At 70.1% G+C, this 18,041-nt stretch carries 16 protein-coding genes; all 16 read left to right on the forward strand.

What is annotated here, in order from left to right; genetic code table 11:
- Window positions 1–18: 18 nt before the first annotated feature.
- The gene (gene epsF, locus ABE85_RS25695) at window positions 19–1,431 is read left to right on the forward strand and encodes a chain length determinant protein EpsF (protein ID WP_067283615.1); all 1,413 of its coding nucleotides are present in this window, start codon (window positions 19–21) and stop codon (window positions 1,429–1,431) included.
- Between the two features lie 44 nt (window positions 1,432–1,475).
- On the forward strand, window positions 1,476–2,351 hold the full coding sequence (locus ABE85_RS25700; RefSeq protein ID WP_067283969.1) for a polysaccharide biosynthesis tyrosine autokinase: 876 nt from the start codon (window positions 1,476–1,478) through the stop codon (window positions 2,349–2,351).
- 202 nt (window positions 2,352–2,553) lie between these two features.
- Complete coding sequence (gene xrtB, locus ABE85_RS25705) at window positions 2,554–3,486, forward strand: exosortase B (protein WP_082939110.1); 933 nt, start codon at window positions 2,554–2,556, stop codon at window positions 3,484–3,486.
- Window positions 3,483–4,274 carry an exosortase C-terminal domain/associated protein EpsI gene (locus ABE85_RS25710; protein ID WP_067283617.1) on the forward strand — a complete coding sequence of 264 codons (792 nt, stop codon included), beginning with the start codon at window positions 3,483–3,485 and terminating at the stop codon, window positions 4,272–4,274. Before xrtB ends, ABE85_RS25710 begins: the two co-directional genes overlap by 4 nt.
- A gap of 33 nt (window positions 4,275–4,307) precedes the next feature.
- Entirely contained in the window at window positions 4,308–5,933 is a 1,626-nt protein-coding gene (locus tag ABE85_RS25715) for an O-antigen ligase (RefSeq protein WP_067283620.1), read from the forward strand.
- Window positions 5,930–7,045 carry an acyltransferase gene (locus tag ABE85_RS25720; RefSeq protein ID WP_082939111.1) on the forward strand — a complete coding sequence of 372 codons (1,116 nt, stop codon included), beginning with the start codon at window positions 5,930–5,932 and terminating at the stop codon, window positions 7,043–7,045. Before ABE85_RS25715 ends, ABE85_RS25720 begins: the two co-directional genes overlap by 4 nt.
- 1 nt (window position 7,046) lies before the next feature.
- Window positions 7,047–7,718, forward strand: coding sequence for a serine acetyltransferase (locus tag ABE85_RS25725; protein WP_082939112.1), 672 nt, complete (start codon window positions 7,047–7,049; stop codon window positions 7,716–7,718).
- A gap of 4 nt (window positions 7,719–7,722) precedes the next feature.
- Window positions 7,723–9,219 (forward strand): hypothetical protein, encoded by a 1,497-nt coding sequence (locus ABE85_RS25730; protein ID WP_067283622.1) that lies wholly within the window; start codon window positions 7,723–7,725, stop codon window positions 9,217–9,219.
- Between the two features lie 44 nt (window positions 9,220–9,263).
- On the forward strand, window positions 9,264–10,571 hold the full coding sequence (locus tag ABE85_RS25735; RefSeq protein WP_082939143.1) for a glycosyltransferase family 4 protein: 1,308 nt from the start codon (window positions 9,264–9,266) through the stop codon (window positions 10,569–10,571).
- Window positions 10,564–11,784, forward strand: a complete 1,221-nt coding sequence (locus ABE85_RS25740) for a glycosyltransferase family 2 protein (RefSeq protein WP_067283626.1) — start codon at window positions 10,564–10,566, stop codon at window positions 11,782–11,784. Before ABE85_RS25735 ends, ABE85_RS25740 begins: the two co-directional genes overlap by 8 nt.
- 4 nt (window positions 11,785–11,788) lie before the next feature.
- Window positions 11,789–12,580 (forward strand): WecB/TagA/CpsF family glycosyltransferase, encoded by a 792-nt coding sequence (locus ABE85_RS25745; protein ID WP_157523192.1) that lies wholly within the window; start codon window positions 11,789–11,791, stop codon window positions 12,578–12,580.
- A 65-nt stretch (window positions 12,581–12,645) separates the two neighbouring features.
- A complete protein-coding gene (locus ABE85_RS25750; RefSeq protein ID WP_067283628.1) occupies window positions 12,646–13,782 on the forward strand; it encodes a polysaccharide pyruvyl transferase family protein in 1,137 nt (378 codons plus the stop codon).
- Entirely contained in the window at window positions 13,782–14,786 is a 1,005-nt protein-coding gene (locus tag ABE85_RS25755) for a glycosyltransferase family A protein (protein ID WP_067283630.1), read from the forward strand. The genes ABE85_RS25750 and ABE85_RS25755 overlap by 1 nt, the downstream gene beginning before the upstream one ends.
- Before the next feature lies 1 nt (window position 14,787).
- The gene (locus tag ABE85_RS25760) at window positions 14,788–16,305 is read left to right on the forward strand and encodes a lipopolysaccharide biosynthesis protein (RefSeq protein ID WP_067283632.1); all 1,518 of its coding nucleotides are present in this window, start codon (window positions 14,788–14,790) and stop codon (window positions 16,303–16,305) included.
- A 52-nt stretch (window positions 16,306–16,357) separates the two neighbouring features.
- Complete coding sequence (locus ABE85_RS28825; protein WP_067283633.1) at window positions 16,358–16,918, forward strand: acyltransferase; 561 nt, start codon at window positions 16,358–16,360, stop codon at window positions 16,916–16,918.
- A gap of 31 nt (window positions 16,919–16,949) precedes the next feature.
- Window positions 16,950–18,014: an acyltransferase family protein gene (locus ABE85_RS25770; protein WP_067283634.1), complete on the forward strand. Its 1,065-nt coding sequence runs from the start codon at window positions 16,950–16,952 to the stop codon at window positions 18,012–18,014.
- Window positions 18,015–18,041: the final 27 nt, after the last annotated feature.

An 18,041-nucleotide genomic window follows, 5' to 3' on the forward strand; every position in this document is an offset into this window, starting at 1 on the left:
TCCGGCGGAGGAGTGCCCGTGACGCCAAGCAAACTGATTTCCATCCTGCGCGCGCGCTGGTCCCTGGTCCTGCTCGTCGTGCTGCTGACCACGCTGACCGCCTTCGGCGTCAGCCTGATGCTGTCGAAGAAGTACGTCGCCACGGCCTCGGTGGTGGTGGACGCCAAGCCCGATCCGATCTCCGCGCTGATCTATCCGGGCCTGGCCTCGCCGGCCTTCATGAACACGCAGGTCGACGTGATCAACAGCGACCGCGTCGCGCTGCGCGTCGTGCGCGACCTCCGCCTGGCGGAAGTCCCCGCGATCCGCGAGCAGTGGCAGACCGCCACCAGCGGCGAAGGCACGATCGAGCAGTGGCTCATCGCCTTCCTGCAGGCCAACATGGACGTGAAGCCCTCCAAGGAGAGCAACGTGCTGACGGTGGCCTACCGCGCGCCGGATCCGCAGTTCGCGGCCGCGCTCGCCAACGCCTTCGTCAAGGCCTACGTCGCCACGACGCTGGACCTGCGCGTGGACCCCGCGCGCCAGTACGCCGGCTACTTCGACCAGCAGGCCAAGGTCGCGCTGGAGAAGCTCGAAAGCACGCGCGCCAAGCTCTCCGCCTACGAGCGCGAGCACGGCATCATCGCCACCGACGAGCGCCTGGACGTCGAGAGCAACCGCCTCTCGGAACTGTCCTCGCAGCTGGTGGCGCTGCAGGCGCTGTCGGCCGAGTCCGGCAGCCGCCAGGGCCAGGCCGCGCGCGGCGCGGACCAGTTGCCCGACGTGCTGTCCAACCCGGTGGTGATGCAGCTCAAGTCCGACCTGAGCCGCGCCGAAGGCAAGCTGCAGGAACTCAGCACGCGCTACGGCGACAACCATCCGCAGGTGATCGAGGCCAAGGCCTCGGTGGCGGACGTGCGCAGCAAGCTGCGCGCCGAGATCGGCCGCGTCAGCGGCGGCGTGACCGTCACCAACAACATCAACAAGCAGCGCGAAGGCGAGATCCGCGCCGCGCTGGAAACGCAGCGCGAGAAGGTCGCCAAGCTCAAGGCCGCGCGCGACGACGCCAGCGGCCTGATGCGCGAGGCCGAGAGCGCCCAGCGCGCCTACGAGAACATCACGACGCGGCTGACGCAGACCAGCCTCGAGAGCCAGACCACGCAGAGCAACGTCAACATCCTGACCGAGGCGGTCGCGCCGTTGAAGCCCTCGTCGCCCAAGATCCTGCTGAACACGGCGCTGGCCTTCGTCGCCAGCGTGATCCTGGCGGTGGGCCTGGCGCTGCTGCTCGAGATGCGCGACCGCAAGGTGCGCGATGCCGACGACGTCATGGCCGTGCTGCCGATGCTGGGCGTGCTGCCCGCGCCGGGCCGGCGCGCCTCGGCGCTGCCGACGGCGGAACGTCGACTGCTCGGGAACTCCGCCCGACCCAGCCGAGGGACCGCCTGATGTCCGATGTGAAGGAACCCATCCCGTTGGCCCAGAGGAAATCCGTGGACGCACCGATCAACAGCAAGTCTTCCGGCCCGGGCGTGCATGACCGCTCGATCGGCGCGATCATCGCCGAGACCCGCAACCTCAGCGCCGACCAGGTCGAGCGCGTGCTGCAGTACCAGCGCGAACGCGGCATCCGCTTCGGCGAAGCCGCCGTGGCGCTGGGCTATGCGAACGCCGAGGACGTGCTGGAGGCGCTGTCCAAGCAGTTCCACTACCCCTACGCCCCGAGCGAGCGCAAGGTCCGCAGCCCCGAGCTGGTGGCGCTGAACACGCCGTTCTCGTCGCAGGCCGAAGTCTTCCGCGGCATCCGCAGCCAGATCACGATGCGGCTGTACCGCGAGAACGAAGCGCGCCGCGCGCTGGCCGTGATCAGCCCCGACTCGCTGGACGGCAAGAGTTACTTCACGGCCAACCTGGCCGTCACGCTGGCGCAACTCGGCGGACGCACGCTGCTGGTGGACGCGGACCTGCGCCGCCCGCGCCAGCACGAGATCTTCGACGTCAACAACCAGGCCGGCCTGTCCTCGATCCTGTCGGGCCGCAGCGAGCCGCGCGTGATCCAGCAGGTGGAGGGCATGAACAGCCTGTTCATCCTGCCGGTCGGGGCGGTGCCGCCCAACCCGGTGGAGCTGCTGGAGCGTCCCGCCTTCGGGCTGCTGATGCGGGAGCTGGCCGGCAAGTTCGACCACGTGCTGGTGGACACCTCCGCGGGCCAGTACGGCGCGGACGCGGCCATCGTGGCCGCGCGCTGCGGCGCGGCGCTGGTGCTCGCGCGCCAGAACAAGTCGCGGGTCACCGCGCTGCAGGAACTCACCGACAGCCTCGACGGAGTCTCCACCACGCTGGTGGGAACCGTCATGAACGAATACTGACCCCACGGTCGCCGCAGCCCCGCTTTGGGCGCCCCGCGTCGTTGCAAATCCTCGCCATAGCTGGGCTATGGCTCCGGTTTGCGCCTAGCGGTGCATCCCAAATCGGCGCCGCGGCAACCGCGGGGTGTAGAGCGTCCTGGCCCGGACCGATCCGGGCTGCCGTCGCGTCGCCGACAGTTTTGTAGGGATCGCAGTGAAAGTCATGGCTAGCAATCTGTTCCTCCGCTCGGGTGACCGCGCCGGCCCCGGGCCGGGCCGCGGTTTCTGGGCACTCAACCGGCTGGCGCTGCTGGCGCTGGCCGTGGGCCTGGCGCTGCTGTACGTGCCGACCTTCATCGACTTCATCCACGGCCCCTGGCGCGGCGACCGCAACTCCCACGGTCCGATCGTGCTGGCGCTGTCGGCCTGGTACTTCTATTTCCAGACCCGCCGGCTGGCGTCGCAGGGCGAGACCTTCGCCGTGAAGCCCGCGCCGGTGGCCGGCTGGTCCGTGCTGGTGCTGGGTCTGGCGGGCTACGTGCTGGGACGCTCGCAGTCGATCGCGCTGCTGGAGCTGGGCTCGCTGCTGCCGGTCCTGCTCGGACTGGCGCTGATCCTGGCCGGTCCCGCGATCGCGCGCCGCTACTGGTTCGCCTTCTTCCTGCTGCTCTTCGCGGTGCCGCTGCCCGCGTCCATCGTCGACGTCATCACCCAGCCGATGAAGCTGGCCGCGTCCTGGGGCGCCGAGCACATGATGTTCGCGCTGGGCTACCCGGTCGCGCGCGCCGGCGTGATCCTGCAGATCGGCCCGTACCAGCTGATGGTGGCGGACGCCTGCGCGGGCCTGAACTCGCTGTTCACGCTCGAGGCGCTGGGCCTGCTCTACATGAACGTGGTGCGCCATGAATCGGTGTTCCGCAACATCGCGCTGGCCATCCTGATCGTGCCGATCTCCTACTGCTCCAACGTGATCCGCATCCTGATCCTCGCGCTGCTGACCTACCACTTCGGCGACGACGTGGGGCAGGGCTTCATGCACGAGTTCTCCGGCATGGCCCTGTTCCTGACGGCGCTGATGCTGATCGTCGTCGTCGATGGCCTGCTGCGCACGTTCTCGCTGCGCTGGGCCCGCCTGCGCGGCAAGGAGGTCGCATGAACACGTCGATGAATCCCGGAACGCCTGACACCTCCGGCGCGCCGTCCACTCCGCCGTCATCGACGCCGCCCCCGTCGTCGATGCTGCGCCTGCCCAAGCTGTCGGTGGCCACCTGCCTGGCCGGCGTCGCACTGATGGTCGTCGCAGCCGGCGGCGCGTGGCTGGCCACGCCGCGCCTGCAGGCAGTGCAGGGCGCGCCCAGCCTGGACGCGACCGTGCCCAAGGTCTTCGGCGACTGGCGCGCGATCGCGGACTCGGCGCCGCAGATCGATGTCTCGCAGGGCGTGGAGACGGTGCAGGAGCAGCCCTACGACCAGACGGTGATGCGCACCTACGTCAACAGCCACGGCGAGCAGGTGATGGTGGCGCTGGCCTGGGGCGAGCGCCAGCGCCAGGACGTCAAGGTCCACCGGCCCGAGGTCTGCTATCCGGCGCAAGGCTATTTCGTGCGCTCGATCGGCGACGGCCGCGCGGTCGAGACGGCCGGTCGCGCCGCGCCGGTGCCCACGACGCAGCTGCTGACCGAGGCCCGCGGCGGCGGCGGTTACGAGGCGGTGCGCTACTGGATCCGCATCGGCACGCAATACGGCGGCGACGGTCTGGCCGCGCGCTGGTACATCCTCAACGAGGGCTTCCGCGGCCGCATCCCCGACGGGATGCTGGTGCGCGCGTCGCAGCGGCTGAACCGGCCCGAGGGCGCCGCGCAGTCGCAGGTGGTGATGGAAGGCTTCCTGCGCGAGCTGGTGGATGCGGTGCCTCCGGGCACGCGGCCGCTGCTGGTGCGCTGAAGGCCCGGTGCAGAGCGACAGGATGACGGCGGCATGAGGATCGGATTGCGGGCAGGGTCAGGCAACGCCACCAGCGAGGGGCGCGGAGATCGGGCGACAGGCGCGGTCGGACGCATCACGGGCGCGTGGCACGTCTGGCGCGACGGCCTGGACGGGATGTCGCTGCTCGGCCTGGCCGGCCTGCTGGCCGGCGCGGTCGCGATCGGCGTGATGACGGTGATGGTCGGGGGCCTGGCCTCGGACCGCCCGGCGCTGCTGGCGGTGCTGCCGCTGATGCTGGTCACGGCCTTCCTGTTCCTCTACAGCCGCGAGGCCTTCCTGCTCGCCGTGCTGCTGGTGCGCGCCGGCGCCAACCCGATCTTCGAGGAGACACGGCTCGCGGCCATCGGCGGCCTGGGCGGCCTGCTCAACGCGCTGATCATCGTGCTGGCGGGGATCATCATCGCCCGCGATCCCAAGCGCGTGCCGCGCGTCGCGTGGATGGTGTGGCTGCCCTTCGTGGCGGTGCAGGCGCTGGGGCTGGTCTATTCGCCGGACAAGGTGCAGGCGCTGCGGCTCTACCTGGGCCAGCTGTCGGTGATGGCGCTCTTCCTGGTCAGCTTCTACCTGGTCAGGGAAGAAGCGGATCTGAACAAGATGCTCAAGTTGGTCACCTGGTCGACAGTGCCTGTCGCAGTTGTCACGCTGATTTACATCGGCCTGGGCAAGACCGCTGGTAGCGTGGACGGCTTCGAAGTCTCGGCCGGCCGATACGGCGGTCCGTTCCCTCACGCCAACATCCTGGCGTTCTATCTCGTGTTGTCCGTGGGCGTCATCTTCTACCGCTGGAAGAGCGGTCTGGCCGGCCGCGGCCTCCTGGCGACCGCGACGGTCGTGCTCTACCTGCTGCTCCTCATCGGACTGCTGTTCGCGACCAAGACCCGCAGCGCGTGGATCTCCGTGCTGTTCATCTTCGTCGTCTACGGCCTGTTCCGCGAGCGGCGCTATCTCATCTATCTGGTGATCGGGGGCATGCTGGCCATGCTCATCCCCGAGGTGCGCGAGCGCGTGGTCGGCCTGGCCGAAGGCAACCAGGTGGTGCAGTTCGCCAAGCTGAATTCCTTCGCCTGGCGCAAGCTCCTGTGGTCGGACGCGCTGTCGTGGATGGCCACCTCGCGCATGGCCTTCGGCTACGGCGCAGAGTCCTTCGTCTTCCACTCGCAGACCTTCTTCTCGATGGCCGGCGGCCGCAGCTGGGGCGCGCACAGCGCCGTGGTGCAGGTGTTCTTCGAATACGGCGCGCTGGGCGTCGCGGCCTACGGCTGGGTCTTCTGGTCCACCGCGCGCATGCTGCGCGCGCTGCTGCCGGTGCGCAGCCTGCTGGCGCTGATCTCGCTGGCGCTGCTGCTGTCCAACTTCCTGGTCTCGCTCTCGGACAACATGCTGTCCTACCTCATCTACAACTGGTACTTCTGGTTGACGATGGGCGTGGTGTGCGCGCTGGCCTGCCGCATCGCCGGCGCGGCCGAGGCACGCCAGCGCCGGCCATGGGGCATCCGGCCGAGCAAGTACCGGCCGCGCCAGCCGCATGACCGCGTCAGCGAATTCCCCGCCACGCTGCCGCGCGTCAGCGAGTTCTCGCCCACGCTGCCGTACAACAGCGCGGAGCAGGGGCGATGAGCGGGCCGTCGGACCGCGATGCCGGTCACGATCAAGGTCGCGATCAGGGCCAGATCCCCGAGCTCGATCTGCACCGCGATCAGAGCGAGGCCCTGGCCCTCGCGGCCGGCCACCGGCCGAGCGAGCGCCAGCCCGCGCTCGACGGCGTGCGCGCGGTCAGCATCCTGGCCGTGCTGTGGACCCACCTGTTCCCGCTGCGCGTGGGCGGCACGCCGCTGAACGAGTCGCTGGGCATCTTTGGCATGGCGCTGTTCTTCATCCTGTCGGGCTACCTGATCACCGGACAGCTGCTGAAGCGGCCGACGGTGACGTCCTTCGTCGCGCGGCGGCTGCTGCGCGTGGTGCCGGCCGCGTGGATCTGCCTGGCGGTGGTCTGGGCCTTCCAGCCGGAGAGCCTGGAGACGGCGCTCAGCTACCTGTTCTTCTACGCCAACCTGCCGCCGCAGCGGCTGGTGCCGCCGGTGGACCACTTCTGGAGCCTGTGCCTGGAGGTGCAGTTCTACATGCTGTCCGCGCTGCTGCTGTGGCTGCGTCCGCGCGCGATCTGGTGGCTGTTCCCCGCGCTGCTGCTGGCGACCACCGCGCTGCGCGTCGGCAACCAGGTGACGGCGTCCAGCATCACCTGGTTCCGCTGCGACGACCTGCTCGCCGGGGCGTGTCTGGCGCTGCTGATGCACTCGCGCCACTGGGCCGTGGCACGCGACGTGCTTGCGCGTACGGGCATGGTTCCGCTGTTGCTCGTCGTGCTGCTGGCCTGCAGCTTCCTGCCGCATCCGGGTGTGAATCCGCTGGGCTTCCTGCGGCCGTACGTCGCGGCGGCCTTCGTCGGTTCGCTGCTGGCGCAGCCGTCGCACCGCCTGTCGCGCATGCTGGGCGGGCGCGTGTTCATCTACATCGCGACGGTCTCCTACGCGCTCTACATCTGGCATCTGCCGCTGGCCGCCACGTGGCTGGGCAGCGGCGACGTGGTCACCAAATATCTGAAGCGGCCGCTGCTGCTGGTCGTGCTCTTCGCGATCGCGCATGTCTCGACCTTCCAGATCGAGCGCCGGTTCAACGACCTCGCCAAGCGCGTCGGCGCCGGGCGGGGAACCCGGTTGAAGGAGGTCTGAGATGACGTCCGGAAACCCCGTGCCGAATGTGCCGAACGTGCCGAATGCGGTCCCGCGCGCGCCCCGCAATGCGCGCGAGGACACCGAGTGGCAGGCCGATCTCGCCCGCTGCGGCGGCGCGTCCGCGCTGCGTCGCGAGCAGTCGCTGTGGGCGCTGCGCATCTATCGCTATGGCCGGCGCGTCGACGCGATGCGCGAGGGCAGCGCGCGGCGGTGGCACACCCGCTTCTACTGGCTGGCCTTCCGCGCGGTGGAAACCATCACCGGCATCAGCCTGCCCAAGGAATGCCGCATCGGGCCTGGCCTGCGCATCTGGCATTTCGGCGGCGTGTTCGTGAACCCGGGCACCGTCATCGGCGCGAACTGCACCTTGCGCCAGGGCGTGACGCTGGGCAACCGCGTCGAGAACGGGCCTTGCCCGGTGCTCGAGGACGGCGTCGAGCTCGGCGCGTATGCGCAGGTCCTCGGAGGTGTGCGCCTGGGCGCGGGCTGCAAGGTCGGTGCGATGTCGGTCGTGCTGCGTGACGTGCCTGCGGGCGCGACCGCGGTCGGCAATCCGGCGCGGGTCGTCGCGCGTGAGACGACGTCGTCGTCCGATGAGACCGCCGCGGCTGCAGCATCTGCATCGCGCGCGTCGTCGGACCTCGCGTCCCCGATGACCATGGAGGAATGACACGATGACCTGGGATCGACGACGCTGGTGCACGGCCGCGGGCTTGAGCCTGACGGCCGGTGCCTTGCCTTCGGCGCTGTGGGCCGCGGGGGAGGGCAGCGATGCCTCCGCCGGCAAGGAGGCCAAGGACGCCAAGGGCAGGCGCGCGCCGGACGCCGCCAAGGGTGATCGTTTCGGCACGGTGCTGCGGCCGTTCTCGGCGCAGTCGCCGTGGAACAGCCGCCCGGTCGAGCCCACGCTCGACGACTGGGAGATCCCCAAGGCGTCCTACGCGCCCGCGCTGGAATCGGGCAAGTGGTCCACCGGTGTCTTCGTCTGCCAGCCGGACGATCCGCCGATGCGCGTGGTCGGCCTGCCGGGCCAGAAGGGCGTGTGGGATCCGGATGCCGAGACGACACAACCCGAGGTCGTGCTGCCGCACTGGCCCGCGAGCGTGAATCCGGCCGAGGGCCTGGACGGCCACGCCGACATCGTCGATGCCGAGGCCGGGATCATCCATTCCTTCTACAAGCTCACCCGCGTCGACGACCAGTGGTGCGCCAAGCAGTACGCGTGGACGCGGCTGGACGGCCGCGGCTGGGGCGATCCGGCCCATTACTTCCAGGGCGCGCGCGCGGCCGCGGTGCCGACCATGGGCGGGCTGGTGCGCCGTCATGAACTCGAAGAAGGCGCCGGCCCGATCCGGCACGCGCTGGCGATCTCGCTGACCTTCAACGCGTTGAGCGCGGATCCGGGCTATGTCTTCCCCGCGACCTCGGCGGACTCCGGGCTCAACAACAACAACGGCCGCATCCCGGAGGGCGCGCTGCTGATGCTGCCGCCGGACTTCGACGTCTCCAAGGTGGACGACGCGCGCCTGCGCCGCATCGCCGAGGCGCTGAAGGTCTACGGCGGCTACGTCGTCGACCGCAACGTGGGCACGCCCTTCGTCGTCTATTGCGAGATCGGCAGCAACGCCAAGCTGCACACCGCCAAGCTCTGGAACAGCCGCGCCGCCAGCGACCTGGAACGCATGCGCCTGGCGCTGCGCCGCGTCAGCTCGGCCAAGGGCTGGCTGGACGGCAACGGCAAGCCGGTCGAGCTGCGCCAGCCGATGAACCTGCTGTCGATGCGCGGCGCATGGCGCTCCGAGCGCGACGACGCGCAGGCGCGCTTCGAGACCTGGCCGCAGGCCGTCGTGCTGAAGGACGCCAAGCCGGGCGTCACCGTCATCAACAACTCGGGCCGCCACATCACCGCGGTGACCTGGGCCAAGCCGCAGCCGGGGCAGAAGCTCACGCTGACCGCGCGCACCGGCAACGGCGCGACGCTGCGCCTGCAGGTGCGCGGCGGCGAACAGGGCGCCAAGGGCGGCGTCGCCTTCGACAGCGGCGACCTGGCGGACGGCAAGTCGGTCACCTTCGAGTGGCCTGAGAAATTCGCGGGCTCGCGCCTGGTGGTGCGTGCCACGGCGTCGGGCGATTGCTGGGCCCGCGGCGACCTGCTGCCGGCCTCGACCTGACACATCCGCGCTGAATCCGGGAGGAACGATTGATCACGAAGCAGTTGGATGACCAAGCCCCTCAAGGCCAGCCCACGGCCGGCGCGCGTCCGCGCGTCGCCTACCTGGTGAACCATTACCCCAAGGTCAGCCATACCTTCATCCGCCGCGAGATCCTCGCGGTCGAGCAGCAGGGCCTGGACGTGCTGCGCCTGGCCATCCGCGGCTGGGACGACGACGCGCCCGATCCCGTCGACCAGGCCGAGAAGGCCCGCACCCACTACCTGCTGAAGGACGGCACGGCCGGCCTGCTGAAGGCGACGCTCGCGCAGGCGACGCGCGCGCCGGGACGCTTCTTCTCCGCGCTCAAGCTGGCCTTGCGCATGAGCCGCCGCGCCGACCGGCCCTGGCCCTTCCACCTCGTCTACCTGATGGAAGCCTGCGCCGCGATGCCGGTGCTGCGCGCCGGCCGCATCGAGCACCTGCACATCCACTTCGGCACCAACCCGGCGGAAGTCGGCATGCTGATCGAGGCGCTCGGCGGCCCCGGCTACAGCATGACGGTGCACGGTCCGGAGGAGTTCGACCGGCCGGACTTCCTGCACCTGGGCGCGAAGATCCGCGGCGCGCGTTTCGTCGCCGCGATCACCTCGTTCTGCCGCAGCCAGCTGTCGCGCTGGGTCGCATACACCGAGTGGCCCAAGCTGCGCATCGTCCACTGCGGGCTGGATCCGGAGTTCCATTCGGTCGAGGCGCCGCCGCCGCAAGGCAAGCGCCTGATCTGCATCGGCCGCATGACCGAGCAGAAGGGCCACCTGCTGCTGATCGAGGCCGCCGCGCTGGTCGCGCGCGAGGTGCCGGACTTCGAGCTGGTGCTGGCCGGCGACGGCGAGTTGCGCAAGACCATCGAAGACCGTATCAAGCAGCTCGGCCTGCAGCGCAACGTGCGCATCACCGGCTGGATCTCCAGCGACACGGTGCGCAGCGAGCTGCTCGCGGCGCGCGCGCTGGTGCTGGCGAGCTTCGCCGAAGGACTGCCCGTCGTGATCATGGAAGCGATGGCGCTGGGACGTCCGTGCGTCAGCACCTGCATCGCGGGCATCCCGGAACTGATCCGCGACGGCGAGAACGGCTGGCTGCTGCCGGCCGGCGATCCCGAGGCGCTGGCGCGGGCCATGCTCGCCTGCCTGCGGCTGGACGACGCCGAACTGGCGCGCGTCGGCCAACGCGCGCGCGCCTCGGCGCTGGAGCGCCACGACGTCGACCGCGAGGCGGCCAAGCTGGTCGCGCTGTTCGAGGAGTACGCTTCTCCGGCGAAGACCTATTCGCCTCATCGTGCCGCGTCGGGCGCGAAGGAGAGCGCGCATGCATGAGCTGTTGTCGACCGTGTCCGCCGTGGGCTGGACGCTGATGCTCGTCATCAGCCTGCTGGTGCTCACGCCGGCGGCGCTGGTGCTGTGGCAGGTGGTGCTGGCGCTGCAGCCGGACCGCCGCAAGCTGCCCGCGTTCGAGCGGCCGCCGCGCATCGCCGTCATCATGCCGGCCCACAACGAGGGCCGCGGCCTGCGTCCGACGCTGATGCAGGCGCTGGCGCAGCTCGGGACCCTGGACCGCATCGTCGTCGTGGCCGACAACTGCAGCGACGACACCGCCGCGCAGGCGCGCGAGTTCGACATCACCGTGGTCGAGCGCACCCATGCGACCGAACGCGGCAAGGGCTACGCGCTGGACTTCGGCGTGCGCGCGCTGGAGCGGATCGCGCTGGAGACCGGTCATGCGCCGGACGTCGTGATCGTGCTCGATGCCGATTGCACGCTGGGTCCGCAACTGCTTCCCCGCATCGCCGGCGTGGCGCATGCGACCGGCCGGCCGGTGCAGGCGACCTACCTGATGTCGGCCGCCAACGACGGCTTGAAGGCGCGCGTGGCGGAGTTCGCGATGCGCGTGAAGAACCTGGTGCGCCCGCGCGGCATGCACCAGGTCGGACTGCCTTGCGGCCTGTACGGCACCGGCATGGCCTTCCCGTGGGACGTGGCGGTGCAGGCGCCGCTGGCCAGCGGCCATCTGGCGGAAGACATGCAGCTGGGCGTCCGACTGGCGCAACTCGGCGCGCCGCCGCTGCTGTGCGAAGACGCGCTGGTGACCAGCGTCTTCGCCAACAGCAGCGAAGGTGAAGCGAGCCAGCGCACGCGGTGGGAGCACGGCCATCTGGCGATGCTGGTCGGCGAAGGACCGAAGCTGCTGTGGCAGTCCCTACGTCCGGGACGCGGCGCGCAGCTGCTGCAGGTGATGGACATGCTGGTGCCGCCGCTGGCGCTGCTGGGCATGCTGCTGGTCGGCTGGACGGCCGTGCAGCTGCTGCTGGCGCTGGTGCTGGGCTGGACGGCGCCGTTCGTGCTGTCGCTGCTGGGCCTGGGCGCGCTGCTGACGGCCATCGTGCTGGCGCAGCAGCGCTGGGCCGGCGACATCCTGACCTTGAGCGAGCTGGCCCGCGCGCCCTTCATCCTGCTGGCCAAGATTCCGCTGTACCTGCGCTTCATCGTCAAGCGTCAGGTGGACTGGGTGAGAACCAAACGAGATGTCTGATCCCATGAGCCTCACACCCGATCACGCGGCCGTGCTGCCGACCATCCAGGTCGACGGACTGCCGTTCGCCGCCACCACGGTGCCGGTGCTGACCGGTCACATCGTCGACGAAGCCGCCGCCGGCCGCGGCGGCTGGGTGGTGACGCCCAACATCGACATCCTGCGCCGCTGGCGCCTGGAACCGGCCTTCCGCGCGCTGGTGGCCGATGCCACCGTGTTCACCGCGGACGGCCGTCCCATCGTCTGGGCCAGCCAGCTGCAGGGAACGCCGCTGCCGACGCGCCTGACGGGCTCCGATCTCTTCGTCTCGCTGATGGCCGCGGCCGCGGCGGCCGGCCTGCGCATCGCGCTGATCGGCGGCAACGAAGGCACGGCCGAAGCCGCCGCCGCGAAGTTGATCCCCGAGGCGGTCGCCGCCGGCCGCGTGCGTTGCCTGTGTCCGCCGTTCGGCTTCGAGCAGCAGCCGCAGGAGATGGCGCGGCTGGAGACGCTGCTGACCGGTTGGCAGCCGCAGATCGTCTTCATCGGGCTGGGCTCGCCCAAGCAGGAGAAGCTGATCGCGAAGCTGCGCCCGCTGGCGCCGCGCGCCTGGTACCTCGGCGTGGGCGTGAGCTTCAGCTTCGTGGCCGGCGACGTGAAGCGCGCGCCCGGCTGGATGCAGCGCAGCGGCCTGGAATGGGTGCACCGCCTGACGCAGGAACCGGGCCGTCTGGCGCGGCGCTACCTCGTCGACGGCATCCCCTTCGCGGCCGGACTGCTGTGGCGGTCGGCCACGCGGCGCGGACGCGCGGCCTGAGTTCATTTCCCCTCGTCCCGCCCCCCCACGGCCCTCGACCTGGTCCTACCTTTTCCGGATTCCGCATGACCGACTTCCTGTTCAACGGCTACTACGGCTACCGCAACACCGGCGACGACGTGTTCTGCGTCGTCGCCGACTGGGGCAGCCGCAAGTACTGGGGCGCCCGCGACCTGGCCTTCGTCGCCACCGAGCTGCCGGTGCTGAGCCAGCCCGCGCAGGCCATCATCCCGACCGAGCGTCGATACCCCGGCCAGCAGACGCTGTCGCGCACGCTGTCGGGCCTGGGCGCGCGGCACATGGTGTATTTCGGCGGCTCGACGCTGCATTCGCCGCAGGAGCTGTGGGTCAATCTGCTGCGCCAGTCGCTGGTGCAGAAGGTGGGCCGCAAGTCCATCGCCGCCGCGGGCGTGTCGGTCGGTCCGTTCAAGTCCACGGACGGCGAGCGCGAGATCCGCAAGCTCATCGGCGAGATGAGCTACATCGCCGTGCGCGACCGCGCCTCGTTCGAGATCGTGAAGGCGATGAACGTCGACACGCCGGTGATCCAGGCCTTCGATCCGGCGCTGCTGATGCTGGACGTGATGAAGGATTCGGCGGCGCCGGTGCTGCCGGAGCGCGCGACGGGACGGCCGGTGATCGGCGTCAGCGTGTGCAACGTCGAGCGCTACTACGGCAAGGGCAACCTGGAGAACGAGCAGCGCCGCGTGGCCTCGGTGAAGGCGACGGTGAAGGCGCTGGCGGAAGAGGGCTTCGCGCTGCGCTTCTTCGTGTTCAACGGGCATGCGGGCTCCGGCGACGATGCGGTGACCGACGAGGTGATCGCGTCGCTGGACGGCTATCCGCATGTGGAGCGGCTGCCGTACGACGACGATCCCAAGCGGGTCTACGCCGAGCTGCAGCGCTGCGACGCGATCTTCGGCGTGCGGCTGCATGCGTGCATCCTGGCCTACACGGCGGGCGTGCCCTTCATCCTGGTCGAGTACCACCGCAAGTGCGGCGACTTCCTCGATGAGATCGGCTACCGGCCCGAAGGCCGCGTGGGCGATGCGACCGCCGATCCGGTCGAGGCCGCGCGCCGCATCGCGAAGCTGGCCGTCGGCGGCCGCGCCGCGCCGCCGTGGACGCGCTCGATCCAGGACTCGTGCGAGATGGCTCGCCTGAACTTCACGGCCGCGCCGTACAGCGAGGGTCGTCGTTGATGTCCGTGCCGCGCATTTCCGTCGTCATCCCGCTCTACAACAAGGAAGGCCAGATCGCCCGCGCGCTGGACTCCGTGTTCGCGCAGGGCTTCCAGGACTTCGAGGTCGTCGTCATCGACGACGGCTCCAAGGACCGCGGCCCCGAGATCGTCGCGGCCATCGCCGATCCGCGCGTGCGGCTGCACCGGCAGGCCAACGCCGGCGTGTCGGTGGCGCGCAACCGCGCCGTCGAACTCGCGCGGGCGGACGTGATCGCCTTCCTCGACGGCGACGACGCCTGGTACCCCGATCACCTCGAACGCCTGTGGCAGCTGCGCGCGGCCTATCCGGGCACCGTCGCGTGGGCGATGAACTATCACGTGGTCGATCTGGCCGGCGGGCTCACGCCCGGCGTGTCGGCCGTGACCGAGCCCCGGCTGGTGCTGACGCCGGAGAACTACTTCCGCATCGCGCGGCATGGCACGCCGGTGTTCTCGTCCGCGGTGGCGGTGGACAAGGCGGCGCTTCAACGCGTCGGCGGATTCCCCGCCGGCGTGCGGCTGGGCGAGGACCTGGACACCTGGATCCGGCTGCTGTTCTCGGGCCCGATCGCCTTCGACGCGCGGCCCGGCGCGTACTACCACGCCGACGGCGACGACCGCGCGCTGGTGCGCAACCCGCCGCCGGCGCGCTACGTGTTCTTCGACACCGACGAGGCCTGGATGCACGCGCATCCCGAGGCGACGCAGGTGGCGCAGGACATCGAGGCCTTCCACGATTTCTTCCGGCTGGCGCATGCGCATCACCAGATCAAGTGGGGCGACAAGGCCGCGGGCCGCAAGGTGCTGAAGGACTGCCGCTCGCCGGCCTTCGCGGCGGAGCGCGACCGGCTGCTGCGCATGAGCCTGCTGCCGCAGCCGCTGTACCGCGCGCTCGGGCGGGTGCAGGCGACGCTGCGGCGGCGTGCCGACGCGCCGGCGCCGGCCGCGTCGAACTCGTCCAGCGCGCAAGCGTCGCGGGGCTGACGTGGGGCAGGGAAAACTCGGCGCGAACCTGATCAGCAACGTCGCGTTCTTCGCGCTGAACATCGTCGTCTCGCTGTGGCTGGTGTCCTACCTGGTGCGCCAGCTGGGCGTCGCCGCGTATGGCCTGGTGCCGCTGGCGGTGACCGTGGCGGGCTACTTCAACGTCATCACCGCGGGCCTGAACGCCGCGGTGGGGCGGCACCTGACGGTGGCGATGAGCAGCGGCGACCAGGTGCGCGCCAACGGCATCTTCAACTCCTCGCTGTGGGCCTCCGCGCTGGTCGGGCTGCTGATGTGCGTGCTGGGTCTGCCGCTGCTGACCCAGATCGCGCACTGGATCGATGTGCCCGCCGGCTGGGAACGCGATGCGGGCTGGCTGTTCTTCCTCACGGTGGGCGGGCTGGCGGTGACGACCCTGGGCACGCCGTTCCAGTCGGTGGTCTACAGCCGCAACCGCTTCGACCTGCAGAACCTGGGCAACATCCTCGGCCTGGTGGCGCGTGTGGTCGTCGTGCTGGTGCTGTTCCAGCTCACGATGCCCAAGCTGTGGCACGTCGGCGCGAGCGTGCTGTGCGCCGCGCTGGCCACGATCGGCGTGGTGATCGTGGCGTCGCGCCGGCTCGCGCCCACGCTGCGTCCTCGCCTGGACGGCTTCTCGTGGCCGGTGGTGAAGGAACTTGGCGGCACCGGCGGCTGGGTTTTCATCAGCCAGATCGGCACGCTGCTGCTGATCAACATCGACCTGCTGGTGGCCAACAAGGTCGTCGGCGCCGCGGCGGGCGGGCAGTATGCGCTGGTGCTGCAGTGGTCCATGCTGCTGCGCAACTTCGCGCTGGTGGTGTCGGGCGTGTTCGGTCCGACCATCCTCACGCTGCACGCGCAGGGCAAGCTCGACGAGATGATCGACTACGCGCGCGCCTCGGTCCGCAACCTCGGGCTGGTGATGGCGATCCCGATCGGCATCGTCTGCGGCTTCTCGGAATCCATCCTGCATGTCTGGCTAGGCCCGACCTTCGCGCCGCTGTGGCTGGTGATGGTCATCGCGACCGGGCATCTGGCGCTCAACCTCGCCTACCTGCCGCTTCACAACGTCAGCCTGGCCACCAACCACGTGAAGGTGCCCGGCATCCTGCAGGTCGTGGCCGGCGTGGTGAACCTGATCCTGGCGATCGCGATGGCCAAGGCCTGGGGCCTGTACGGCATCGCCATCGCGGGCGGGCTGGTGCTGCTGCTGCGCAACCTCGTCTTCACGCCGCTGTACGCCGCGCACATCCTGCAGCGACCCTGGTGGACCTTTGCCCGCGAGGCGCTGCCCATCCTGGGCATGGCGACGCTGGTGTTCCTGGCGTCGCTCGCGGTATCGCGGCTGGCGGTGCCGGCGTCCTGGCCCGCGCTCGCGCTGACCACCTGCAGCGTCGGCGCCGGCGCGGCGCTGCTGCTGTGGACGGCCTTCCTGCGGCGCGAGGATCGCGAGGCGGTGCTTGGCAAGCTGCGGCGCAAGCTGAACCGGGCGGGATGAACTGGCGGGCGGGCGTCGCGGCTTGACGCCTCGCCATCACGGAGAACAAGGCATGGGAAAAATCTCGAGCGTCCTGCGGCGCCTGCTGGGCCGATCGGCACCGGAGGTGACCTTCAAGTCGCGCGGCGAGGGCTGCGGCATCGCCGGTCGCAACGACTTCGTGTTCCCGGAACGGATCACGCTCGGCCACCATGTGCACATCGAGGGCGGCGGCTACTTCAACGGCCAGGGCGGCCTGACGATCGGCGATCACGTGATCTTCGCGCCGGGCGTCGCGGTGATGACCTCGATGCATCGCTACAAGGGCGCGACCATGATCCCGTACGACGAGGTCGATCTGTTGCGACCGGTCACCATCGAGCGCTTCGTGTGGGTCGGCATGCGCGCGATGATCCTTCCCGGCGTGACGCTGCGTGAAGGCACCATCGTGGGCGCCGGCGCGGTGGTCACCAAGTCCCATCCGCCCGGGGCCATTCTCGGCGGCAATCCGGCGGTGCAGATCGGCACGCGCGACATGGCGGCCTTCCAGGCGATGGTCGACAGCGGCCGCTTCTACCTGAAGCTCAAGCAGGAGCAGGGCCTGCGCAAGCGCGAAGTCCTGGATCCGCGTTGAGCAGCACAAGGACGTTCAAGGCAGTACGACGATGACGACGGCGCGGCTCCCCTCTCCCGACGCGGCGCGATCCGACTGGGTCGACATCGCCAAGGGCTTCGGCATCCTGCTGGTGGTCTACGGCCACGTCGCGCGCGGGCTGGTCAACGGCGGCGTCGCGATGGACCCGTGGTGGTTCACGACGCTGGACTCGGCGATCTACAGCTTCCACATGCCGCTGTTCTTCCTGCTGTCGGGCTGGTTCTTCGTCGGCTCGCTGACACGGCGCGGTCCGCGCGACTACCTCGCCGGCCGCGTGGCCACCGTCCTCTATCCCTACGTGCTGTGGTCGCTGCTGCAAGGCGGCATCGAGCTGCTGATGTCGCGCTGGACCAGCAAGCCCGTGACGCTGGCTGAGGTGCTCGCGCTGGGCTGGACGCCGCGGGCGCAGTTCTGGTTCCTCTATGCGCTGTTCCTGATGAGCGTGCTCGCCGTCGTCATGTGCTGGCGTCGTCCGAAGGCCGGCGTCGCCGCGCTGACGCTCACCGGCGCGGTCCTGATGGCACTGCAGCAGCGCGACTGGCCGATGCCCGCCGCGCTCGTCTCCAGCCATCTGCTGTATTTCGCCGCGGGGGCCTGGCTGGGCGCGCGGGGGTTCGGTGTCGCGACGGCGTGGCGGCTGGCGCTGACGGGCGTGTTCGTCGGCGGCGTGGCGTTCGCCGCGCTGCAGGCCGGCAGCATCGGCGAAGCCAAGCTGCTCAGACTCGCCGCGGCGACGCTGGGCCTCTCGGCCGTGTGCGTGCTGTCCATCGCTCTGGCCACCGGCGGCCACGGTCAACGGATGGCCGCGCTGGGCCGGGCGTCGATGGCGATCTTCCTCGCCCACATCCTCGTGGCCAGCGGCGCCCGCATCGTGCTCACCAAGGGCTTCGGCATCACCACGCCCTGGCCGCACCTGATCGTCGGCGTCGCCGCCGGCACGCTGCTGCCGTGGTGGTTCTGGCGCGCCGCCCAAGGGCGCGCCGCGATGGCGCTGTTCGAGCTGCCCGCCGTCTGGCGTCGTCGGCTCGCCGGGACGGGGGCCCCTCGTCGCGATGCCGCCGTGATCCCGTCGTGACGCCCTCGTGACCGCCGCCCGCCGCGG

It is taken from the genome of Mitsuaria sp. 7 (assembly GCF_001653795.1).
Taxonomy (GTDB): Bacteria; Pseudomonadota; Gammaproteobacteria; order Burkholderiales; family Burkholderiaceae_C; genus Roseateles.